Below are 23,332 nucleotides of genomic sequence, written 5' to 3'. Positions count from 1 at the left end.
AAGTCCGAAAGATTCTTTGTAGTTTTTCGGACTTTATATTTCAGCCAAATTTTCGGATTTAAAAATGAAAAAATACATTTCTAAATTTCATTATCTCACACATGACCTACCCGGTTTTAGCCACGTACAACAAGTACAGATGGCTTGTGGTGCAGGGGCAAACTGGGTGCAATACCGTTGCCTTACCAAACCCGAAGATGAGCTGATTGATGAAATAAACGAGATAGCCGAAATTTGTGATGAATGGGGTGCAACACTCATTATTGCCAATCATTATGAGCTGATTGACCGTGTTGACGCGCAGGGCGTGCATATTGACGATGCAGATGCCGATCTGCCAACAATCCGTAGGGCTATTGGCCCTGATAAAACTCTCGGCGTATCTGCTGCGGATACGGATGAGTTGTTAAAGCTGCAAAGTGCCGGGGTGGTTGATTATTACGCCTACGGGCCGTTTGCAGCCACTAATAGAGTGGAGCCTGCTAAGCACAATCCGCTTGGGTTTAGCGGATACCGTCAACTGAAGAAGCTGATCATCGGGATCCCCGTGATAGCTGTTGGCGGCATTCAAATAGATGATGTAGAGCCCCTGCTTCAAACGGGTATCGATGGCATCGCGGTATCATCAGCCATCAATATGGCTGCCGATCCGGCTGCGAAGGTTAAGGAGTTTTACAGGAAGATGTATTAATGACTGGCCCTCTACGCCCTGTCATTTCGAAACGAGGAACGAGTGAGAAATCTTATGCGAGCTGCTAAACCAAAATACTTACCGGATTTGTATGGCGTATAAGATTTCTCTTTCGCTCCAAAGCTCAGCCTGTCCCCGCTCACTCGAAATGACATCAATTTTTAAAAAGCGATTCTACCGTCATAAAACGTTGATTTAGCTTTACCAATCAATAAAAACCCCATCTTTATATTTTCATTTAATATTCATCTGTTCCATCTACATTAGCAATGTCATCACATCATATAGTTCGCGAAAAACAGGAGCCTGCTTTACTGGTTTTAAGTATGGATACTTTTGATGAGGAGATGCTTGGACAACTGCTGGAATGGAGCCCAACAGTGATTTGTACAACGGATACGGCCGAAAAACTGGATGCCTCAGGTATAAAGGTCGACTGGATAATAGGTGATGGTGATGCAGGTGATTTGCAGTCGGATGTAAAACTGATGCCCTTGGACAAGGATAATAATGCTGCAGGCACAGCTTTAAAATACCTGGTAACGCATAATTACCCATCGGTTAATGTGATTACGGATACGCTGGATCTGAAAGATTTTTTGTTCTATGCCGATAAAATAAACCTGGTGATTTTCCAGGCGCAACAAAAAGTCTATCCGGTTAACCCGGGGTTCAGCAAATGGAAACCGGCAGGCGAGTTCATTGAATTGCTTTCACATCCATCAGGCTTACAATTAAGCGGGCTTGAAGCCATGGGCAATAACAGGTACAAAACCACGCACGATGGCTTTTTTACGCTGCATTTTGAGCAATCTTTTTTGTTCATTGCCGAGGATTTGGAGTAGCGAAAGCAGTAACCGGTACGTATTAGATAGTATTGGTTCGCTTTTTGAGTAAAAATAATTTAAAACGTGTTAAACCGTTTAAACATTTAATAGTCTATATATTTATATCAGCAAAAATACCATGCTGATCAGTTAAAAATCTTTCATCATGAAAAGGACATATAAAAATCTATTAACAATTGCATTAGGGGGCTTGTTGAGCTTATCCCTGGCATTTAATGCTGATGCACAACGTGGTGGCGGTGGATCCCGCGGCGGCGGTGGTGGAGGCGGCGGAGGCGGTTCAAGATCGTCAGGCGGTGGTGGCGGAGGCGGTAGTTTTTCCCGTTCTTCAGGTGGTAGTTTTTCACGCCCGTCAACTTCGTTTAACGGCAGTACCCGTACCGCAATAGCAGCACCACAACGTAGCTACGGTACCGATTCGCGCAGCAGCTACGGCACTCCACAACAACGCAGCTATGGTGGTATAAGACCAAATGGTTCGGCTATTGCACCGCAACGTAGCTATGGCAGCACTGCACGTGTTTATAGCGGCAGCCGCGGTGGTTATACAACTGTCGACAGACGCGCTTATAACGGTGGCCGTGGTACTTATTACAGGGGCGGATCATACGCTTACGGTGGCCGCAGGGTTTATCCTGGTACCTATCCTTACGGTGGTCGTGGTGGTTACTTTGGCAGCCATTACTATTATCCATATCGTAACTATTATAATTCGTTCTATTACCCTCGTTTAGGTTTTAGCATTGGTTTCTTGCCTTATGGCTACTATCCTTTCTGGTGGGGCGATTATCAGTATTACTATAGCGATGGTTTGTACTACCGCCAATATAACGATCAGTATACCGTTGTTGAGCCTCCAATTGGTGCCGAAATCAAAACCTTGCCATCAGGTGCAGAGTCAATCATGATCAATGGCGAACAGTACTACGAGTTAAATGGTGTTTACTATCAGCCATATACCAAAGACGACGGCTCAACTGTTTATGTGATCGCCGGCAAAGATGGTCAGTTAAATACCGATCAGGGTAATGGCGATAACGGTAGCGTTGATCAGGGCCCGCAAATTGGCGACATTGTAACCCAATTGCCTCCTGATTGCAGGAAGATCAAAATCAATGGCGAAAAATTATTTGTATCGCCTGATGGTTATTATTACCAGGAAACTCAGGATGGCGGCAACAAAGCTTACAAAATTGTAGGTACCCCGTCAGATGATCCTGAAGATAATAACAGCGATCAAAACCCTAACCAACAGTAATTAATAAAAATTCAATATATATTATGAAGGCTGCTTCTTTTGTGGAGGCAGCCTTTTTTGTTGGCGCCCTGATAAGACATTTCAGATTTGTGCAAACTTTTTTTAACTGTAATGGGTAGTATATTAAGTAAAACTTAAAATTTACCGTTATGCAAAATCATGATCACCGCGCTATAATTCAAAAATTATTGGATTGCGCTTTAGCTTGCGAACACTGTGCTACCGCATGCCTGCACGAAGAAGATGTTAAAATGATGGCCGCCTGCATCAGCCTCGACCGCGATTGCGCCGATATCTGCACTCAGGCTGCCCGGTTACTGCAACGGGATTCGGTTATTGCCCACCAATATTTGGTTTTATGCGAAGAAATCTGCCGCCTTTGTGCTGCCGAATGCGGTAAGCACGAACACGATCATTGCCGGGAATGCGCCAGAGCCTGTTTGGATTGTGCAGAGGCCTGCCATGCACATCACGAACCAATTACACAGGATTGAGATAATCACATTTAGCTCCTGTTTGAGAGTATATTCGTCAAAAAGCGGGGGTACGTGCGATTCCTCTCTCGAGAGGGGTGGAGGGGTGGGTTTCTACTTTGATGAGTCTATCGCAGAAACACACCCCTGCCACCGCTCATTCCTCCGCGCCCCCTCTCAAGAGGAGATGTTGAAAACCCTGTTCAAGCGCAAATACTATTTTACTAATTTTTTTAGGATTTAGCGTTTTCTTTTCTGAATTTTACTTTTATGAATAACCTCCCACCATTAGCCGAACGTATGCGGCCCAAATCGCTTGATGATTATGTTGGGCAAAAACATCTTGTTGGGCCGGGAGCGGTACTGCGTAAAGCAATTGAATCAGGTTCGCTACCATCAATGATATTCTGGGGGCCGCCGGGGGTAGGTAAAACCACCTTGGCTTATATTATTTCGCAATCATTATTTCGCCCGTTTTTTGCTTTGAGCGCCATCAATTCGGGTGTAAAGGATGTACGGGAGGTGATAGAAAAAGCATCGCTGTTAAAACAGCAGGGCGAAGTACTGCCGATATTGTTTATTGACGAGATCCACCGTTTTTCCAAATCACAGCAGGATTCATTGTTAGGGGCCGTGGAGCGGGGCATTGTTACACTGATAGGCGCTACTACCGAAAACCCATCATTTGAGGTGATTTCGGCTTTACTATCGCGATGCCAGGTTTATATTCTACAGCCGCTTTCCGAAACTGATCTCATCAACCTGCTGAACAAAGCGATGAAAGAGGATGTGGTTTTAAAGGATAAAAACATCACCATAAAAGATTATGAGGCCTTATTACGTCTTTCGGGAGGCGATGCCCGTAAGCTGCTTAATATTTTTGAATTACTGGTGAATGCGTTCGACTCAAAAAAAATTGTATTGACGGATGATGTTGTACTGGAACATGTACAGCAAAACATGGCCCTGTATGATAAAACCGGCGAGCAGCATTATGACATTATCTCGGCTTTTATCAAATCTATGCGGGGCTCTGATCCCAACGGCGCGGTTTACTGGCTGGCAAGAATGATTGTAGGTGGCGAAGACCCTTTGTTTATCGCCCGGCGGATGCTGATCCTCGCATCCGAAGATATCGGTAATGCCAATCCTAACGCATTGCTGCTTGCGCAAAGCTGTTTTGAGGCCGTTAACAAAATAGGTATGCCCGAATCACAGTTGATATTATCGCAAACGGCTATTTACCTGGCAACATCGCCCAAAAGTAACTCGGCTACTACGGCTATCGGAGCGGCCATTGCATTGGTGCGCCAAACCGGCGATTTGCCGGTGCCGCTGCATTTGCGTAATGCGCCAACCAAGTTCATGAAAAACATAGGCTACGGTAAAGATTATAAATATGCCCATAGCTACGAGGGCAACTTTACCGACCTCGATTTTTTACCCGATGCCATCCGCGGAACAAAAATTTATGATCCCGGTAACAATGCGCGTGAAAATGAATCAAAAGAAAAGTTAAGAAAACTTTGGGGCGACAGGTATAAATACTAATTTAAGCTTCGCTTTCAAAAGGTATATCTTATACTAACCTATACCTTAACCCTTAACTGTCTATATCTATGATCACTACCTTCCTCGGGCACGAACTCAAAGCTTTTTGGCGATCAAAAAATACAGGTAAAAGTATTGCTATCCGCGTGGTAATGGCTTTGCTCATCCTTTATCTGTTTGCATGCATTTTGTTTGCGGGATTATTTTTAGATAAGATCCTGGCCGAAGCCTTTTCTCATGATGATGTCGTGATCTCTTTTTGCGGCATTATCCTGCTGTATTTTTTGTTTGATCTTATTATGCGCATGCAATTGCAGGAATTGCCCACATTGAGGGTACAACCCTATCTTCATTTACGTATCAAGCGCAATACCGTAGTATCATATCTGGCCTTTACCGCCATGCTTTCTGTTTTTAATCTTTGGCCTGTTATACTTTTTGTGCCCTTTGTTTTAAAAGTAATCCTGACCGATTCGGGAGCCTTGCCGGCAATTGCTTTTATACTGGCTATTTTAGGCTTCATGCTTTTTAATAATTACCTGGCGCTGTTTATTAAACGCAAGGCTAATTTAAATGGATGGGTTTTCCTGGTATTTGTAGCTGTGCTGGCTCTTATTATCACTGGCGATTTCCGTTTTCACCTGTATTCAGTACGCAATATCTCGTATTTATACTTTGGTCATTTGCTCGGTAAACCGGTGTTGGTACTATTGCCTGTTGCGCTTGCCATAGGAATGTATTACGTCAACTTTGCTTACCTAAAACAAAACCTTTACCTGGAGGAGCTAAGCTCACGCAAGGCATCAGCGTATAAAAGCAGTACGGAGTTTCCGCTGTTAAGCAGGTTTGGTAAAGTTGGCGATCTGGTGGCTAATGAGCTCAAGCTGATCTTTCGCAATAAACGACCACGCTCTGCATTGGTTATGGGATTGTTCTTCATGTTTTACGGGCTTATATTTTATACCAACAATCATTACGGCGAAACCTGGTATATTTTTGTAGGCATGTTCATGACGGGCATCTTCATTATCAATTACGGCCAGTTCATGTACAGCTGGCAGGCAGCCCATTTCGATGGCATTTTGGTGAGCAAAATTAATTTTCGTGATTTTTTAAAAGCAAAATATCTGCTATTCACCATGGTATCAACCGTGGCTTTTATATTAACCACGCCTTACGCCTATTTTGGCTGGCGTATAGTATTAGTGCATTTTGTAATGTACCTGTGGAATATCGGTGTCAACACAACCATAGTGCTGTTTTTTGCTAATCGTAATGCCAAAAGCATCAATCTGTCAAAAGGGGCTTCATTTAACTGGGAAGGTGTTGGCGCTACGCAGATGCTGATCTCGTTCCCGCTGATGATTACACCATATGTTATTTATCTTCCCTTTTCCCTGTTTAAACACGCCAATATTGGCCTGGCTATGCTGGCCTGTACAGGGATCTTATTTGTTTTAACCCGCGACTTTTGGGTTAAAAAACTGGAGGAAGATTTTATGCAAAAACGTTATACCGTTGCCGAAGGCTTCAGAAATAAATAAACAATGATTGAAGTAAGAAATTTAAAAAAGGTTTATAACGGCATTACCGTTGTAGATGTACCCACACTGCAAATAAACAAAGGCGAAAGCGTTGGCCTGGTAGGTAATAACGGTGCGGGCAAAACCACGCTGTTCCGCATGGTGCTCGACCTGATCCGTGCCGAAAGCGGCGAGATCTTATCTAATGGCGAAGTGGTGGCCGGTCATGAAAAATGGAAGGATTATACCGCAGCTTATCTCGACGAAGGTTTCCTGATAGATTATCTCACCCCCGAAGAGTATTTTTATTTCATAGGAGGATTGCACAGCCTCAACCGAGCGCATGTGGATGAAGTGCTGGTCGGCCTGACGGATTTCTTTAATGGCGAGATCCTCAAAAAAGGTAAATACATCCGTGATCTTTCAAAAGGGAACCAGTGCAAAGTTGGTGTAGCAGCGTGTTTGTTACAGGAGCCTCAATTATTGATGCTGGACGAGCCTTTTGCCAATATCGACCCCAGCACCCAGTTCAGGCTTAAAAACCTGCTTAAAGATCTAAACAAGAACAAAGGCGTAACCACCATAGTATCCAGCCATGACCTTAACCACATCACCGATGTGTGCGACCGTATATTGTTGATGGAAAAAGGTGTGATCATTAAAGATATTGCCACAAGCTCATCAACTTTGAATGAGTTGGAAGCGTATTTTGGGGTACAAATCGCCCCCCCCGCCCCCTAAAGGGGGAGTTTTCCTTCAAGCCCCTCTTTTTACGCGTAAACAAAAAACGCATTGCCGAAGGCAATGCGTTTTTTGTTATAAAGGGAATAGAAACCCTGCAAATCAAAAGCTCCCCCTTTAGGGGGCAGGCGGGGCTGCCAGCAAATCATCCGTCAACTTCTCAAACTCACTGATAAACTCGGTATAATGCTCGCCGGTACCCGGGCCGCTGAAACCTGTGTGGATCTTTTGCACATCACCACTTTTATCAATGATGATGGTGGTAGGGAAACCAACCACTTTTGATAACATAGGCAGACTTTGTGCTGTTTGCTTTTTATCGCTGGTGTAGCCGGTTATCAATAGTGGATAGGTTACTTTAAACCTGTCTTTTACTTGCTGCAGCGCTTTTTTCGATTTTTCGAAATCGGTAGTACGCTCATAAGCCAGGCCAATTACTTCGACTCCTTTATTATGGTATTTTTTATAATAGTTTACCATGTATGCGGTTTCATCCATGCAGTTAGGACACCATGAGCCGAGGATCTGCACAATAACTACCTTATCTTTGAACCTTGCATCATCAAGCGAAACGGTTTTGCCATCAAGATCTTTAAAGCTGAAAGCTAATTTTTTGTAGCCCGGTTTTAACGAAGTAAGTGAATATGCATCAGGTAATTTTGCATTTTCATCCCTTACAGCCGACCATGATTGCACTGATGAATATCCGGCGAAAAATTTACCGTCGGTAATCGTTTTATCGTCACTGATAGTAGCTGTAAAAGTATAGGCATGGCCTCCGTCAAAAGTGGACAGGTAAAGTTTATTACCACTTACAGAACCTTCTAAATAGCGGTAATCGCCGGTAGTAGTTAAGAAGGTTCCGGTAAGCTTGTCCCCATCCTGCTTAAATTCGCCAACCGTTGTATCACGCCCTTCCCCTTCGCCAAAAACTGCCGACCAGCGTCCGCCGATATTAAATGCCGGTTTTTCGGGGTTTTTGAAAAAGCGCCATGATGTATTAGGTGTAGCACTAAACGGAACTAAAAGATCATTATCCGCGAGGTGCCTTACCCAGTTGCCGTTAAGATTGTCACCGTTAAGTTTCAATTTAAACTCGGAATTAAACAAAGGCATATGAATAAAAACCGAATCGCCTTTGGTGGCAATATCTGTTACTTTAAAATGCTCGGCGCCATTAATGATAGCTAACTGTTGTTTACCGCCGGTGTTGTTAACCTCGAAATTGAAAGGGATTTCGGTGCCTGATTTAGTTTTAAGCGCACCACGCCATTCGCCGGTTTTGAGTTTAGTTTGAGCAAAGCCGGTTTGCAGAAATAGTAATCCGCAAATACCGGCTGCGATATTTTTGAAAGTCATACTTAAATATATAGTCTACTTAATCTATATACTTTCAAATGTATAAAAACAACGCCGTTATTTCAACAATCCGCGCGAAATGACAATTCTTTGAATTTCAGATGTTCCCTCATAGATCTGCGTTATTTTGGCGTCCCGCATCAGGCGTTCAACATGATATTCTTTCACGTAGCCGTACCCGCCATGAATTTGTACTGCCTCGGTAGCAGTACGCATGGCCACTTCAGATGCATATAATTTGGCCATTGATGATGCATGGGCATAGGGTTTTCCATGGTCTTTAAGCCAGGCTGCTTTAAGGCACATTAAACGGGCCGCTTCAATTTCGGTAGCCATATCTGCCAGCTTAAACTGTATGGCCTGGTGGTCGGCCAGTGGCTTGCCAAAAGTTTTGCGGTCTTTAGCGTATTGTTTAGCCAGTTCATACGCACCGGATGCTATACCCAAAGCCTGCGAGGCAATACCTATGCGGCCACCATCCAATACGCTCATGGCAAACTTAAATCCAAAGCCATCTTCGCCAATGCGGTTTTCTTTGGGTACTTTAACATCAGTAAACATCAGCGAATGGGTATCCGAGCCGCGTATGCCCATCTTATTTTCTTTGGGGCCTACAGTAAAGCCAGGCATTCCTTTTTCAACAATAAAGGCGTTAATACCATGGTGCTTTTTGGCGGCATCAGTTTGGGCAATTACAATATAGGTGGATGCGGTACCGCCGTTGGTGATCCAGTTTTTGGTGCCATTGAGCAGGTAATGATCGCCCATATCAATAGCTGTGCTGCTTTGTGACGTGGCATCAGAACCAGCTTCCGGTTCAGAAAGGCAGAAAGCGCCTATACATTCGCCTTTGGCCAACGGCATCAAATATTTTTGCTTTTGCGCCTCACTGCCATATTTTTCAAGCCCGTAGCATACCAGCGAATTATTTACCGATACAACTACCGAGGCAGAAGCATCAATTTTTGAAAGCTCCTCCATTACCAGTACGTATGATATGGCATCCATGCCTGAGCCACCGTAAACGGGGGATACCATCATGCCCAGGAAACCCAGTTCACCAAGTTTCTTGATTTGTTCGGCTGGAAATTTTTGCAGCTCGTCGCGTTCTATAACACCAGGTTTCAATTCTGCCTGCGCAAAATCGCGCGCAGCCTGGCGAATCATTTTTTGTTCTTCGGTCAGTTCAAAATACATGGGTATAAATAAAGCATAAATATATAAAATTTACTATGCATGCATAGTAAATTTTATAAACAAAAAAAGAGAGCTTTTTTTGAAGCTCCCTTTCCCCTAATTAATTTAAACTATTGATTAAACCCAAAACAAAGAACAAAAAATCTCAACTTGGGCGTCTGAGAATTCAATTTTAATTTTTCACAGGTAGATGTTACTAAATTTCTTTTTTTTCACAGATGATACAGGGCGAATATTTCTATACAAATCCTTTGCCATAATTATAAAATTGTGGCATTAATATTTCATGTTTAAACGTTAGTTGTCAATTTTTATAAAAGAATAATATCTGCATATAAAATTTATTGATGTTATTTTATTTTTAGCTTTCAAAAAAAACATAAACTATTTAATAAGCTGAATCACCCATGTTTTTAACTGATTTTGAATGTCTTAACAATGCGAATGACGCGTTTAAACGAAAAGTTGCTTTACAGATAAAAACTTTGCGTAAGCAAAACCGGGTTACCCAGGAGCGATTTTTTAACGAAACACGCATAAATATTGCCCGGCTCGAATCAGGTATTATTGATATCAGGTTGGAAACACTTCGTAAAATTTGTTATTATTTTGACGTTTCTTTATCAGGTTTCTTCCAGGGGATATATTAAATTATCATATTTAGAAAAAAACGCTGTCCTAAATTCTATTATACCATACAGTCGTTGTATTTTAATTCATACACACACCTAAAAAATGAACAAACAAATCCGTTCCTTATCCCTAATCACCGTAACATTTGGCATTTTGCTTAGCGCCTGCAGCCATGATGACAAAACAAAAGCTTACGAAGCCGGCGACCCCGTGATCCATAACATGGACACTACCGTAAAACCCGGCGACGATTTCTTTAAATATGCTAACGGCACCTGGCTGCGTAAAAACCCAATCCCGGCGGCCTATGCCTCCTGGGGAATTGGCAATGTGGTGCAGGAAGAACTGCGCGACAGGATGAAGAGGATCAACGAAGATGCTTTAAAGGCCAATGCTCCGAAAGGAAGCAACACCCAAAAAATAGGCGATTTCTATTTCAGCGGGATGGATACTGTTAACATCGAAAAGCAAGGCCTTTCGCCACTGAAAGATGAGCTGGATAAAATAGACCGGATAACTGATATTAAAAGCCTGGTTGAAGAATTTGCACATCTGCAAAGGATAGGCGTAACGCAACCTATTGGCGCTTATGTTGGTCAGGACGCTAAAAATAGCTCAAAAATGATTTTGGGTTTATATCAATCGGGCATAGGTATGCCTAACCGCGATTATTATTTTAATAAGGATGAGCATAGTGTGGCTATCCGTACCGATTATCAAAATAAATATCTGCCTACCATGTTTAAACTGGCGGGCTTAACTGCTGATAAAGCTACCGCCGCCGCTAAAAAAACTTATTCGCTCGAAACTTTCCTGGCCGATAGCAGCCGTAAACTGGAAGATCTGCGCGACCCGTACCATAACTATAACAAAATGACGCTTGTCGCGCTGAGCAAGCTGGCCCCGGATATCGACTGGAAACCCACCTTTGAAAAGATGGACTACAAAAACTCAGATACCGTGATTGTTGGTCAGCCGGAGTATTACAGGGCGCTGAATAAGGCGCTGAAAATTTATTCGATAGATGATTGGAAAAATTACCTGCGTAATAACCTGGTGACTGCTTTTGGCTCGTACCTGAGCAAGCCTTTTGACCAGGAGGTCTTCCGTTTTTATGAAAAAGTGATTGAGGGCAGTACCGCCCAGCTCCCACGCTGGAAACGCGTGCTCGATACCGAAAATGGCCTGATGGGCGAGGTATTGGGACAGATCTTTGTAAAAGAGTATTTCCCCGAAAAAACAAAGGAGCGCTATGTAAAGCTGGTTGAAGAAATGCGCACCAGCTTTAAAGAGCATATTGAAAAGCTGGATTGGATGAGCCCCGAAACCAAGGAGAAGGCTTACTACAAATTATCAAAAGTAAATCCTAAAGTTGGTTACCCGGATAAATGGAAGGATTTTTCGACATTAGAGATCAATCGTGGCCCTTATGCACTTAATGTATTGCGGGCAAACGAGTGGTGGCATAATTTCAGCGCGGCTAAGCTTGGCAAACCTGTCGACCGTACCGAGTGGGATATTACCCCGCAAACCTACAATGCTTACTATAACCCATCAAATAACGAAATTGTGTTACCTGCGGGAATTTTCACTATTCCCGGTTACAAGGACGAAAATATTGATGATGCCGTTATTTACGGCTATGCTGCTGCATCAACCATAGGCCATGAAATGACCCATGGTTTTGACGACCAGGGCCGCCAGTTTGATGCTGCCGGAAACCTGAAAGCCTGGTGGAAACCGCAGGATTCGGTAAAATTTAGTCAGCGCGCCAAAATGCTTATCGATCAGTTTAATGGTTATAGTATTTACGGCTTGCATGTAAACGGCAAAGCCACCCAGGGTGAAAATATAGCCGATCTGGGCGGGATTGTAATAGGCCTCGATGCATTCAAGAAAACCCAACAATATAAAGAAGGTAAACTGATTAACGGTTTAACGCCATTACAGCGCTACTTTTTAGGCTACTCCTTAGGCTGGCTTACACAGGACAGGAAGGAATCGCTTTCAAGCCAGATCCTTACCAATGAACATGCCCCTGGTTTTATGCGGGTTAACGGGCCGTTTACCGATGTGCCTGAGTTTTATGAGGCATTCCACATTAAAAAAGGCGATAAAATGTGGATTGATCCGGATAAGAGGGTGAAGATATGGTAAGCCCCCCAGCCCCCTAAAGGGGGAGTAATATCAGTAATTGTCTGAACCGGAATTTTATGGAATTGAAGGAGTTGGCAGAATGCCAGGAAAATTCCAAAAATTCTCCTAATTCCATAAAATTCCGGTTCAGACAACGCCTTTGTTTTTATTAAATTTGTTCAAAACCCGTTGACATGACCAAGCTTTACAAAGGAACCCTCTTTGGCGGAGCTGCTTTGGCTTTATTTGCCCTGAGCGCCTACCAAACAAAAACTACCAATAAACCTGCCGACCCAGTTTATGACAATCTTGATCAATCGGTAAAACCAGGCGATGATTTTTTCAAATATGCCAACGGAGGCTGGCTTAAACGCAATCCGATACCGGCAGCATACTCAAGCTGGGGCATAGGCAACGTTGTATCTGAAGAACTGCGCGACAGGTTGAAAAAGATCAACGAGGATGCCCTGAAAGCCAATGCCCCAAAAGGCACATCCACCCAAAAAATAGGCGATTTTTATTACACCGGACTGGATAGTATCAATATCGAAAAACAAGGTATCAACCCTATAAAATCACAACTGGATGCTATTGATCAGGCTACCGATATAGCAGGCATCCTGAACGCGGCGGCGGTATTAACTACCACCGGTACCCGCAATATCATTGGCAGCGGTGTACGGCAGGATGCCAAAAACAGTGTTAAAACCATCGTACAGTTGAGCCAATCGGGTTTAGGACTGCCTAACCGTGATTATTATTTTAAAACAGATGCCCGTACCACCAAAGTACGAACGGATTACATGAACAACCACCTGCCGGCCATGTTGAAGCTCTCAGGATGGGATGAGCAAAAAGCGACGCAAGGGGCTGCAAGTGTGTTTAAAATTGAAAAGTTTTTGGCCGATAGCAGCCGCAAGCTCGAAAACCTGCGTGATCCGTATCGCAACTATAACAAAATGACCATGGCCCAGCTGGGCAAGCTTACACCTAATATTAACTGGCCCGTAATGTTCAGCAAGCTGGAATATAAGCAGCCAATTGATACCGTGATTGTTGGGCAGCCGGAGTATTACCGTGCGGTTAATACGGCGCTCAGCACGTTTTCTGTTGATGACTGGAAAGCTTACCTGCGCTGGAAACTGATTTCATCATATGCCCCCTATCTCAACACTGCTGCCGATGCTGAGAGCTTCCGCTTTAGCGGCAAGGTGATATCAGGTCGCAAAGAGCAACTCCCACGTTGGAAAAGGGTATTGGATACTGAAAATGGCTTAATGGGTGAGTTACTGGGACAGCTTTTTGTGAAGGAATATTTCCCTGCCGAAGCCAAGCAACGGTATACCGATATGGTTGAGGCCATACGCCAGGCATACCGCGAACATATTGCCAAACTGGATTGGATGAGCCCCGAAACCAAACAGAAAGCTTTGGCGAAACTCAACGCCATTCATCCCAAAGTTGGCTATCCTGATAAATGGAAGGATTTTTCGAGCATGAAGATCAGCCGCGAATCATACGCAGGCAACGTAATGCAAGCCAGGCACTGGGCTTACCTATTTAATATCAATAAACTGGGAAAGCCGGTTGACCATACTGAATGGGGTATGACACCGCAAACTTATAATGCCAGCTACAGCCCTTCAAATAATGAGATCACGTTGCCGGCAGCACAGTTCAGTATTCCGGGTGTAAAAGATAGCGAGGTAGATGATGCCGTAGCTTATGGCTATGTAGCAGCATCAACCATTGGCCATGAAATTACGCATGGCTTTGATGATGAAGGCCGCCAGTTTGATGCCAAAGGCAATCTCAGGGCATGGTGGACACCAACCGATTCGGCAAAGTTCACTAAACGGGCCAATATGCTGGCCGATCAGTTTAGCAGCTACGTAGTATTAGATAGCCTGCACGTAAACGGCAAAGCATCCCTGGGCGAAAACATAGCCGATTTGGGCGGAATTGTACTGGGCATTGATGCTTTTAAAAAGACCAAACAATATAAAGAAGGCAAGCTGATTGATGGACTTACACCAATGCAACGCTTCTTTTTAGGTTATGCCCTTGGCTGGCTCGGCCAGCAACGGGACGAGTCATTAGCCAACCAGATCCTGACGGATGTACACGCCCCCGGCTTTTTAAGGGTGAATGGCCCGTTTAGCGATGTGCCCGAGTTTTACAAAGCTTTCCATATTAAAAAAGGAGATAGAATGTGGATCGACCCGGATAAAAGGGTGAAGATTTGGTAAGAGCCCCGGCTCCATAAAAGGGGAGTTTCTTGTTAGATAAATGGTAAAAGCAGAAGACTTACGAAGTTTTTAAAACTTCGTAAGTCTGGATTCTATTGCGGGTAACCATCCGGAAAATCCTAAAAAGAGCGTGATGAGGTATAAAATATATTTTAGCGATGGTGCGCGGGGGCCGCGTTAGTGATAGTAGCGGATACCGGCCTTGTGGCTAATGCCTGTGCAGTATGAGCGGATAGCACGGGCCGCAGGCAACGCCCATATTTATAATGCCTTTTGGGAAAAACAATTAATAATCAATGACTTACGTTTTGTTATTGTAAGGAGTAACAATGAAGCAATTGCCCGGTAGCATATTAGCCCTGTATAGCATGCGATTGCCACGCTGTGCTTACAGCAATGACATAGGGTTATTTTTATGGGCTAACTTAAATCTGTGAAAGTCTCTGTTCTCTCAGGAGCTCTCGCAGAGGACCCCGAGGTTTCATGCGCTTTAAAATCATACAATCCTTTTACAAAACAAACTTTGGTAAAATTCAATTAATCACCTATTTTTGTCGCAATCATATACATAACATCATGGGACACCACAAAGAAGAAAAAGAGAACTTTGATTACATATACTACCTGGTAGGATTAGTTACAGGCCTGTTTATAGGCGGTATTATTGAAAAAGGCTTTACCTGGATTTTTGTAGGTGGTGTTTTGGGTTTATTAACTGCTGCTGCATTTATCGCCGTGTTAGTTCGTGGCCGTAATGAAGAGGCCTGATCCTGACCTCCCTTCATTTATAAAAAATTGGAACCAGTTTTACGGCATTGTTGCCGCATGGCTGGTTTTTTTAGTTTTAGTATTCTGGCTCATTACCAAATTCTTTGAATGAGTTTAACCGACTGGATTGTTTTAGGCCTTACCATATTTTCTATAGTGCTGTATGGCATATGGAAAAGCGGTAGCAATAAAAATATCGACCAGTTTTTGATGGGCAGCCGTTCATTGCCGTGGTACCACGTGGGCTTATCGGTGATGGCCACCCAGGCAAGTGCTATTACTTTCCTTTCGGCACCAGGCCAGGCCTATTCAGATGGGATGCGTTTTGTGCAGTTTTACTTCGGGCTGCCCCTGGCCATGATTGTGCTTTGCATTACGTTTGTTCCTATTTTTCACCGCCTTAAAGTTTATACTGCTTACGAATTCCTGGAACAGCGCTTTGATCTGAAAACCCGCGCGCTTACATCATTCCTCTTTTTGGTACAGCGGGGCTTATCTACCGGCATCACTATTTACGCGCCTTCTATCATCCTTTCAACTATATTGAATATCAACACCGTTTATACTACACTTTTTATAGGCGGCCTGGTAATTATTTACACGGTTTATGGCGGAAGCAAGGCTGTATCATACACCCAGTTAATGCAAATGAGCATTATTTTTATGGGAATGTTTTTGGCCGGAGTGCTGGTGGTTTACCTGCTGCCAGATAATGTGAGTTTCATGAGCTCGCTTAAAATGGCCGGTAAAATGGGGCGCATGAATGTAATAGACTGGAAGTTTGACCCCAACAACCGTTATACCGTTTGGAGCGGATTAATAGGAGGCTTCTTCCTGCAACTCTCTTATTTTGGTACCGATCAAAGTCAGGTTGGGCGGTATTTAACAGGCAGCTCGGTAGGGCAAAGTCGTTTGGGATTGATCATGAATGGCTTGATCAAGATCCCGATGCAGTTCCTGATCCTGTTGATCGGTATACTTGTATTTGCATTTTACCAGTTTAACCGGCCTCCAATGTTTTTTAACCAGTACGAGGTAAAGCAGATCAAAAACAGTAATTACGCAGCACAATTTAATGCTCTCGACCAGCAGTATACCCGGGCTTTTGAGCAAAAAAAGATCAAAGCAAATGAACTGATAAAAGCCATCGACAGTAAAAACCAAGACCGTATTAATCACGCGCAGGGTCAGTTAAAGGTTGTTGATAACCAGGCTCACACCATCAGGCAAAACGCCATTGAGCTGATGAAAATGAATAATCCCAAGGCCGATGATAACGATACTAATTATGTGTTCCTTACTTTCGTAACTCAGTATCTGCCCAAAGGATTGATCGGCTTGCTGATGGCCATTATTTTCCTGGCATCCATGGGTTCAACAGCAAGTGCTTTGAACTCGCTGGCCTCAACAAGTGTGGTTGATATTTATAAACGAATTGTTAATCCCAACGCCACAGATAAAAATTATTTAAACGCATCGCGCCTGGCAACGGTATTTTGGGGAGTGGTTTGTATCGGGATGGCATTATACGCAGGGCGCATTGGTAACCTGCTGGAAGCGGTAAATCAACTGGGTTCTTATATTTACGGAACCATCCTTGGGGTATTTATAGTAGCTTTTTACCTGAAAAAAATCAAGGGTACTGCTGTGTTTATAGCCGCTATTATAACTGAAGCATTGATCTGTCTTATGGGATATTATAATGTAATAGCCTACTTGTGGCTTAATGCTATTGGTGCTCTTTTGCTTATCGTTATAGCCTGGATTATCAGCGTAATGGCACCTGCTAAGTCTTTCCCTGCTGAGGTTAATTAAAACAGATCCAAATAAAAAGGCCCGTTTCTCATCAGGAAACGGGCCTTTTTATTTAGAGCCCTCCCCTTGGGGAGGGTTGGGAGGGGTTATTGCTTAGCCTGATCCAGTGCTTCCTGGTTCAATCGTGCGTATTCTTCATCTTTATCAGCGTTGGCTAAGGCTATACCGGCCTCGGCAGCAGCTATAGCTCCGGCTTTATCGCCTTTACGTAACAACAGGCGCGATTCCCAGAGCTTGTACCATGGGCCTTTAGGCTCAATTTTTTCGGCTTCGTAAACCCAGCCTAATGCTTTATCAACATCCTTATGGTTTTCGTAATAATACTGTATAGCATTGAAGTAGTATGGCTTGCGGTCGCCTTTCATCAGTTCATCAATATTGGCTGTGATCTTGGCGTCATCGTCGGTTTCCATGTGGATATAGGCCGCGGTTTTGTCCCAAACCAAAACAAGGTCGGTTGATTTGGTAGTTGAGTTGACAAAGGCCATCGTAAACGTTTCGCGTTTTTCGCTTACGCGGATTGGCTTTATATTAAAACGCAAAAAATCCTGGTCTTGCTTATAGCTGTAAGCTCCCCATTGTTTTACAACTTTGTTAAGAATGATGGTCCACTCGTTTTTGGTTGGTATGCTAAACAGGGAGTAAGTACCTGCGGGCACAGGGTTACCTTCAATAATAACTTTTTCGGTAAAGGTGATGGTGGTTGCAGCGTTAGCACCGGTGCGCCAAACTTCGCCGTAAGGGATGATGCCGCCGAATATTTTGCGGTCTTTAACGTTTGGGCGGGAATAAGTGATGGTTACTTTTCCTAATCCGAAGTCCTGGATAATGGTTTGTGTTGAGCTGGCCTCAGGTATGCGGGGGATCTGGGCGTATGATTTTGAGCTGAAACAACAGCACGCTATCAGCATACTGAACAGGAGTACGTAAGTTTTTTTCATGATTATAGTTTTCGAATCTAAGATACCAAATGTTTTAATGCGGATATTATTGTGTATGACGTAAAAATATTTTCAAGGTTTAGAAGCCTCATCATAAATACGCGACAAATGGATGGAACGTTTCCACAAGGCCAAAATTACCAGCGCTTTATTACCTTTGCACCCATGATTGACGTTATATTAAAGAAGGGTAAAGAAAAAGCCGTACTGCAAAGGCATCCCTGGGTATTTTCAGGGGCGATTGAAAAAGTAAAAGGCAAACCTGCCAATGGCGATGTGGTTCGCTTAGTGAATACGCAGGGCGAATTTATGGCCTATGGATTTTATAACGATCAATCGAGGGTTACTTTGCGTTTACTGGAGTGGAACAAGGATGTTCAGGTAAACGAAGCCTGGTTTCGCGAAAAAGTATCAACAGCAGTTAAAAGCAGGGATAGCATATTGGCTAACGGAACAAACACCTGCCGCCTTATCTTCAGCGAATCTGATTATTTGCCGGGACTTATTGTTGATAAGTACGCAGGCCATTTAGCGGTACAGGTACTTACCTCGGGGATTCAAAATGTAATGCCTGTTATTATTGATGAGCTCAAAAAGCTGCTTAACCCCGAAAGTATTTCAGATAAAAGCGATAATGCCTCCCGCGCTCACGAGGGCTTGGCCGAAGCAGAGAATAAAGTGCTTGCTGGCAGCCCGCCGCCTGAATTGGTTGAAGTTTTGGAGAACAACGTTGTATACGGGATCAATATCACCGAAGGCCAAAAATCGGGCTTCTATTGCGATCAGCGGGATAATCGCCACGTTTTGGCCGTGCATACGAAAAATAAGAAAGTACTGGATTGCTTTTGTTATACCGGCGGTTTTACCCTCAATAGCCTTAAAGAAGGTGCTGCATCGGTAACCAGTGTGGATAGCTCTGCATTGGCTATTGAAACGCTGGCCGAAAACATCAGGCTGAATAAACTGGATGCAACAAAGCATACAGCCATTAAGTCGGACGTGAATGTGCAGTTGCGTAAATTCAGAGATGAGGGCGAAAAGTTTGATGTTATTGTGCTCGATCCTCCTAAATATGCCCCGTCGCGTTCGGCATTAACCCGTGCCTCGCGTGCTTATAAAGATTTGAACCGTTTAGGGATGCTGTTACTTAATGAAGGCGGTTTACTGGCTACTTACTCCTGCTCGGGTGCTATGGATATGGAAACCTTTAAACAGGTAATTGCCTGGGCTGCGCTTGATGCCGGTAAACAAGTGCAATTTATCTACCAGTTCCACCAGCCCGAAGACCATCCGGTACGTGCTTCCTTCCCCGAAGGTGAGTATTTGAAAGGTTTGCTTTGCAGGGTGTTTTAGCCCCCTAACCCCCTGAAGGGGGAACTATAGCCGAAGGCCTGTTTTGCATCGCAAGACAGGCCTTCGGCATTTAATGCTACCGCGGGTTTTCAACCCGTGGTAACCATGATTTCAGCTTTCAGCTGAACCGCATTTAATGATATAAGCTGAAAGCTTACCGCATATCAACCACGGGTTACGCTATCGCTAAACCCGCGGCAGCAGAGAAGAAAAAAATCATGTCATTGCAAGGAGCGAGACTGGGATGAGCGCGGGCGCGACGTGGCAATCGCATGCTATACAGGGCGGCTGCGCTTCCGTGCGATTACCACGCTACGCTCGCAATGACATAGTTTTATTCATAGCGCCCATTGCTTCCCCTATCGCTAAACCTGCGGTAGTATTTCATTAGTTTGCCCTCCTCCGCTTAAAAAAGCGGTTAATTTTTGTACGGTTAATAAAATTTTAGCCCAATTAACCCCTTTTTTAACCCTCGTTTTAATACCACCCGCTATATCATTGTCCCGCCAAATGGAAAACATGATATGCATTAAGCGGGCCTAACCATCCTCGTTTAATGGTTTTGCTTTCCCCACGGCAAGATGTTATAAACCCATTAACCAATTATTTATGTACGAAAATTTTACCAATTATGATGGATGCCATCGCATCCGTTATCGTGCTAAAATTAAAGGGATGCTTCAATGCTGCATAACCGCCCTTTTATTTTTAGCCATGTGTACTTCGGCTTTTGCTCAGGGAAGCAAAATAACCGGTGTAGTAAATGACGAGCATGGGCAGCCCCTGCCTGGCGTAAGCGTTAAGCTGAAAGGTACGCCCAATGGTACAACTACTAATGTTAACGGCCAGTTCAATATTAATGCCGAGCCAAGCCAAACACTGGTATTTAGTTTCCTGGGCTACGTTGCACAGGAAGTAAGCGTAGGTAGCCAAAAAAACATTAACATTAAAATGCAACCCAATGCCACTAACATGAACGAGGTGGTTGTGGTTGGTTACGGTACCCAGCGTAAAGCCACGGTAACCGGATCTGTGGCATCAGTTACTAACAGCGAGATCGTGACTACCAAAAACGAGAACGTGCTGAACATGCTTGCCGGTAAAGTAGCCGGTGTCCGGATCACCCAAAACACATCTGAGCCGGGTTCATTCAGCAATGCTTTTGATATCCGTGGTTTTGGTAACCCACTGGTTGTTATTGACGGGATTCCGCGTGATAACATTTCCCGCCTTGATCCTAACGATATCGAAAGTGTTTCGGTACTGAAAGATGCATCGGCCGCTATTTATGGTGTGCGTGCAGCAAATGGTGTAGTTATCGTAACTACTAAGAAAGGCAAAAAAGGTACAGTCGACCTTAATTATTCAGGTACCTATGGCTGGCAAATCCCATCGTACATGCCAAAACCTGTTGGTGCTGTTGATTTCATGACCCTGGTTAATGAGCAGCTTTTGCACAATGTTAACGGAGGGCAGGTGAAATACACCGATGCTGACTTTGCTGCCTATAAAAACGGCACAAAAACCAGTACCGACTGGTATAGCCCCGTTTTTGCAAACAGCGCTCCGCAGCAACAGCACAACCTGAATGCTACAGGAGGAAGTGAAAATAGCAGCTACTTTGTAAGTATGGGTATTACCGATCAGGATGGCTTTTTTAAAAGCGGCGACCTGAACTACAAGAAATATAACCTGCGCTCAAACATTACCACCAAAATCAATAAAAACCTTACCATTGATGTAAACCTGAGCGGTACGCTTGAACAAAAAAATCAGCCTTACCAGGATGCCTGGTGGATCATCCGATCATTTTGGAGGCAGGTTCCTACGCAAAGCATCTATGCCAATAACAACCCCGCTTATTTGAACAATGGCGAGGTGGACGGTTCAAACCCGGTTGCAATGGCCAATGCTGATGTGGACGGTTATAAGCAAATTGGCAACAAATGGTTACAATCTTCGGTATCTGCAACGTACAACGTGCCTTTTGTACCGGGTTTAAGTGCTAAAGGTTTGTATAACTATGATTACTATTTCTCAAGTAATAAGATTTATCAGCGTTCATATAACCAGTATAATTATGATGCTAATAGCAATACCTATAACGCGATAGCCAACCAAACCCCGGGCTCAGTTACCCGTCAGTTTTATGAAAAACCAACCAGCTTAATGCAGCTTTCATTAAACTACGCAAAACAATTTAAAGGCGGACATAACGTTACGGCGTTGGCACTTTATGAAGAGAGTGAACAAAAAGGGGATAACTTTAACGCGCAGCGTCAACTATCATTGCCTGTTGATCAGCTATCGGCGGGTAACGCGTTAAATCAAACTGCTACGGTTGATGGCGGATGGCCTTATGATTTTGTAACCAAATCATTTGTTGGTCGTGTTAACTATGATTATAAATCGAAATACCTGGTTGAATTTAGCTTCAGGGATGATGCCAGTTCAAGAAACTCACCGCTCAAGCGTTGGGGCTTTTTCCCGGGTGCATCTGCAGGCTGGAGGGTATCACAGGAAGGGTTCTGGAAAAATGCTAAAGCCCTTTCGTTTATTGATGACCTGAAGATCCGTTTATCATACGCCAAACTGGGTGATGATGCCGGTCTTGACGCTTATCAATATCTTACCGGTTATAATTATCCTGCTGATGGCGACAACAACAGGTTGCCTCCGGGCTCGGTATTTGACGGTACTTTTGTTAATGGCGCACAAAGCCGTGGTATAGCTAATCCTTACATTTTCTGGTATGTTGCAAAAACCTACAATGCCGGTATCGATTTGCAGGCATGGAATGGTTTGTTAGGCTTAACTGTTGATGCTTTCAGGCGCGACAGGAGCGGCTTACTTGATACCCGTGCCGATAACCTTCCGGGTGTAGTAGGTGCAGGTTTACCACAGGAAAATCTTAACAGCGACCGTGCTCAGGGTTTTGATATTGAAATAAACCACCGTTATCACATCGGCAGCTTTAACTACTTTGTTAAAGGTACATTCGGTTATACCCGCACGCAATGGATCAGCAAAGTACACTCAGCTTATGGTAACTCACAGCTTAACTGGCATAATAATAACGATAACCGTTATAACAACATCTTCTGGGGTTACGGTGCCAACGGCCAGTTCCAAAACTATCAGCAGATCCTGAACAGCCCGCAGTTTGTATCGCGCAACGCGGTAGTTGGTGATTATATTTTACAGGACTGGAACGGCGACGGTGTGATCAATGATCAGGACGTGCACCCGATAGCACAAAACGTAAGCAACAATAACTACAGCACCCCTTCAACTACATTTGGTTTAACACTGGGCGGTTCATACAAAGGTTTTGATATCAATACGGTATGGCAGGGAGCTGCTGGTATCAACGTATCCTACATCGAACAATTGAACATCCCGCTATGGGGTGGTGGCAGTGCCCTGTCAATGTTCATGGACAGGTATCACCCAACTGATCCTAAGGCCGATCCTTATGATCCTAACACCGTATGGACCCCGGGTACATTTGCCCTTACGGGTACAACAGCCAATACTAACTCGTTGTCAAATATCCACAGCGCAGCTTATGTGAGGTTAAAATCTGCCGAGATTGGTTACAGTATCCCTGCCGCAGCAGCTAAAAAGGTAGGTATTAAAGGTGCGAGGATCTTTGTGAACGGGTACAACATTTTAACCATTACCGGTTTGAAATATCTTGACCCTGAGCACCCATCAGCCAACTACGGCTATTTATACCCCTTAGATAAAATTTATTCAATCGGTGTAAATGTTAAACTATAATCCATTACAGATC

The 23,332-nt window shown here is 43.9% G+C and carries 17 protein-coding genes; 14 read left to right on the top strand and 3 right to left on the bottom strand.

All coding sequences use genetic code 11. The features are described from left to right. Positions 1-64: 64 nt before the first annotated feature. The 7 genes from AC59JO_RS27125 to AC59JO_RS27095 all read left to right on the top strand — a co-directional run bounded on the left by AC59JO_RS27125 (position 65) and on the right by AC59JO_RS27095 (position 7,085). Positions 65-691, top strand: a complete 627-nt coding sequence (locus AC59JO_RS27125) for a thiamine phosphate synthase (protein ID WP_497309398.1) — start codon at positions 65-67, stop codon at positions 689-691. A gap of 269 nt (positions 692-960) precedes the next feature. Next, positions 961-1,536 carry a thiamine diphosphokinase gene (locus AC59JO_RS27120; RefSeq protein WP_413670230.1) on the top strand — a complete coding sequence of 192 codons (576 nt, stop codon included), beginning with the start codon at positions 961-963 and terminating at the stop codon, positions 1,534-1,536. Positions 1,537-1,684: 148 nt separating this feature from the next. Further along, positions 1,685-2,797 (top strand): DUF6515 family protein, encoded by a 1,113-nt coding sequence (locus AC59JO_RS27115; protein ID WP_497309396.1) that lies wholly within the window; start codon positions 1,685-1,687, stop codon positions 2,795-2,797. A gap of 149 nt (positions 2,798-2,946) precedes the next feature. Further along, positions 2,947-3,291 (top strand): four-helix bundle copper-binding protein, encoded by a 345-nt coding sequence (locus AC59JO_RS27110; RefSeq protein WP_497309394.1) that lies wholly within the window; start codon positions 2,947-2,949, stop codon positions 3,289-3,291. A 249-nt stretch (positions 3,292-3,540) separates the two neighbouring features. Continuing rightward, on the top strand, positions 3,541-4,821 hold the full coding sequence (locus AC59JO_RS27105; protein ID WP_497309392.1) for a replication-associated recombination protein A: 1,281 nt from the start codon (positions 3,541-3,543) through the stop codon (positions 4,819-4,821). Positions 4,822-4,889: 68 nt separating this feature from the next. After that, positions 4,890-6,365, top strand: coding sequence for a DUF5687 family protein (locus tag AC59JO_RS27100; RefSeq protein WP_413670227.1), 1,476 nt, complete (start codon positions 4,890-4,892; stop codon positions 6,363-6,365). A gap of 3 nt (positions 6,366-6,368) precedes the next feature. Beyond that, positions 6,369-7,085, top strand: coding sequence for an ABC transporter ATP-binding protein (locus AC59JO_RS27095; protein WP_497309390.1), 717 nt, complete (start codon positions 6,369-6,371; stop codon positions 7,083-7,085). A 117-nt stretch (positions 7,086-7,202) separates the two neighbouring features. On the opposite strand, the gene AC59JO_RS27090 is transcribed toward AC59JO_RS27095, so the two are convergent. Beyond that, complete coding sequence (locus tag AC59JO_RS27090; protein WP_497309388.1) at positions 7,203-8,444, bottom strand: peroxiredoxin family protein; 1,242 nt, start codon at positions 8,442-8,444, stop codon at positions 7,203-7,205. Between the two features lie 57 nt (positions 8,445-8,501). After that, positions 8,502-9,641 (bottom strand): acyl-CoA dehydrogenase, encoded by a 1,140-nt coding sequence (locus tag AC59JO_RS27085; RefSeq protein ID WP_497309386.1) that lies wholly within the window; start codon positions 9,639-9,641, stop codon positions 8,502-8,504. A 407-nt stretch (positions 9,642-10,048) separates the two neighbouring features. Between AC59JO_RS27085 and AC59JO_RS27080 the strand changes: the two genes are divergently transcribed. The 5 genes from AC59JO_RS27080 to AC59JO_RS27060 all read left to right on the top strand — a co-directional run bounded on the left by AC59JO_RS27080 (position 10,049) and on the right by AC59JO_RS27060 (position 17,242). After that, positions 10,049-10,291: a helix-turn-helix domain-containing protein gene (locus AC59JO_RS27080; RefSeq protein WP_497309384.1), complete on the top strand. Its 243-nt coding sequence runs from the start codon at positions 10,049-10,051 to the stop codon at positions 10,289-10,291. 85 nt (positions 10,292-10,376) lie between these two features. Beyond that, the gene (locus AC59JO_RS27075) at positions 10,377-12,431 is read left to right on the top strand and encodes a M13 family metallopeptidase (RefSeq protein WP_497309382.1); all 2,055 of its coding nucleotides are present in this window, start codon (positions 10,377-10,379) and stop codon (positions 12,429-12,431) included. Between the two features lie 173 nt (positions 12,432-12,604). Then, the gene (locus AC59JO_RS27070; protein WP_497309380.1) at positions 12,605-14,659 is read left to right on the top strand and encodes a M13 family metallopeptidase; all 2,055 of its coding nucleotides are present in this window, start codon (positions 12,605-12,607) and stop codon (positions 14,657-14,659) included. Positions 14,660-15,235: 576 nt separating this feature from the next. Then, on the top strand, positions 15,236-15,427 hold the full coding sequence (locus tag AC59JO_RS27065; protein ID WP_413670220.1) for a hypothetical protein: 192 nt from the start codon (positions 15,236-15,238) through the stop codon (positions 15,425-15,427). Positions 15,428-15,535: 108 nt separating this feature from the next. Beyond that, positions 15,536-17,242, top strand: coding sequence for a sodium:solute symporter family protein (locus AC59JO_RS27060; protein WP_413670219.1), 1,707 nt, complete (start codon positions 15,536-15,538; stop codon positions 17,240-17,242). An 86-nt stretch (positions 17,243-17,328) separates the two neighbouring features. Here the strand turns inward: AC59JO_RS27060 and AC59JO_RS27055 are convergent, their stop codons facing one another. Then, complete coding sequence (locus tag AC59JO_RS27055) at positions 17,329-18,183, bottom strand: DUF2911 domain-containing protein (RefSeq protein WP_413670218.1); 855 nt, start codon at positions 18,181-18,183, stop codon at positions 17,329-17,331. Between the two features lie 165 nt (positions 18,184-18,348). Here AC59JO_RS27055 and AC59JO_RS27050 point away from each other — a divergent pair, with 165 nt between their 5' ends. Next, positions 18,349-19,536, top strand: coding sequence for a class I SAM-dependent rRNA methyltransferase (locus AC59JO_RS27050; protein ID WP_413671128.1), 1,188 nt, complete (start codon positions 18,349-18,351; stop codon positions 19,534-19,536). A gap of 609 nt (positions 19,537-20,145) precedes the next feature. Continuing rightward, a complete protein-coding gene (locus AC59JO_RS27045) occupies positions 20,146-23,319 on the top strand; it encodes a SusC/RagA family TonB-linked outer membrane protein (protein WP_497309377.1) in 3,174 nt (1,057 codons plus the stop codon). Positions 23,320-23,332: the final 13 nt, after the last annotated feature.

This window comes from Mucilaginibacter sp. A5337, from assembly GCF_059690695.1.
This window is presented reverse-complemented; position numbering and strand designations above follow the sequence as displayed.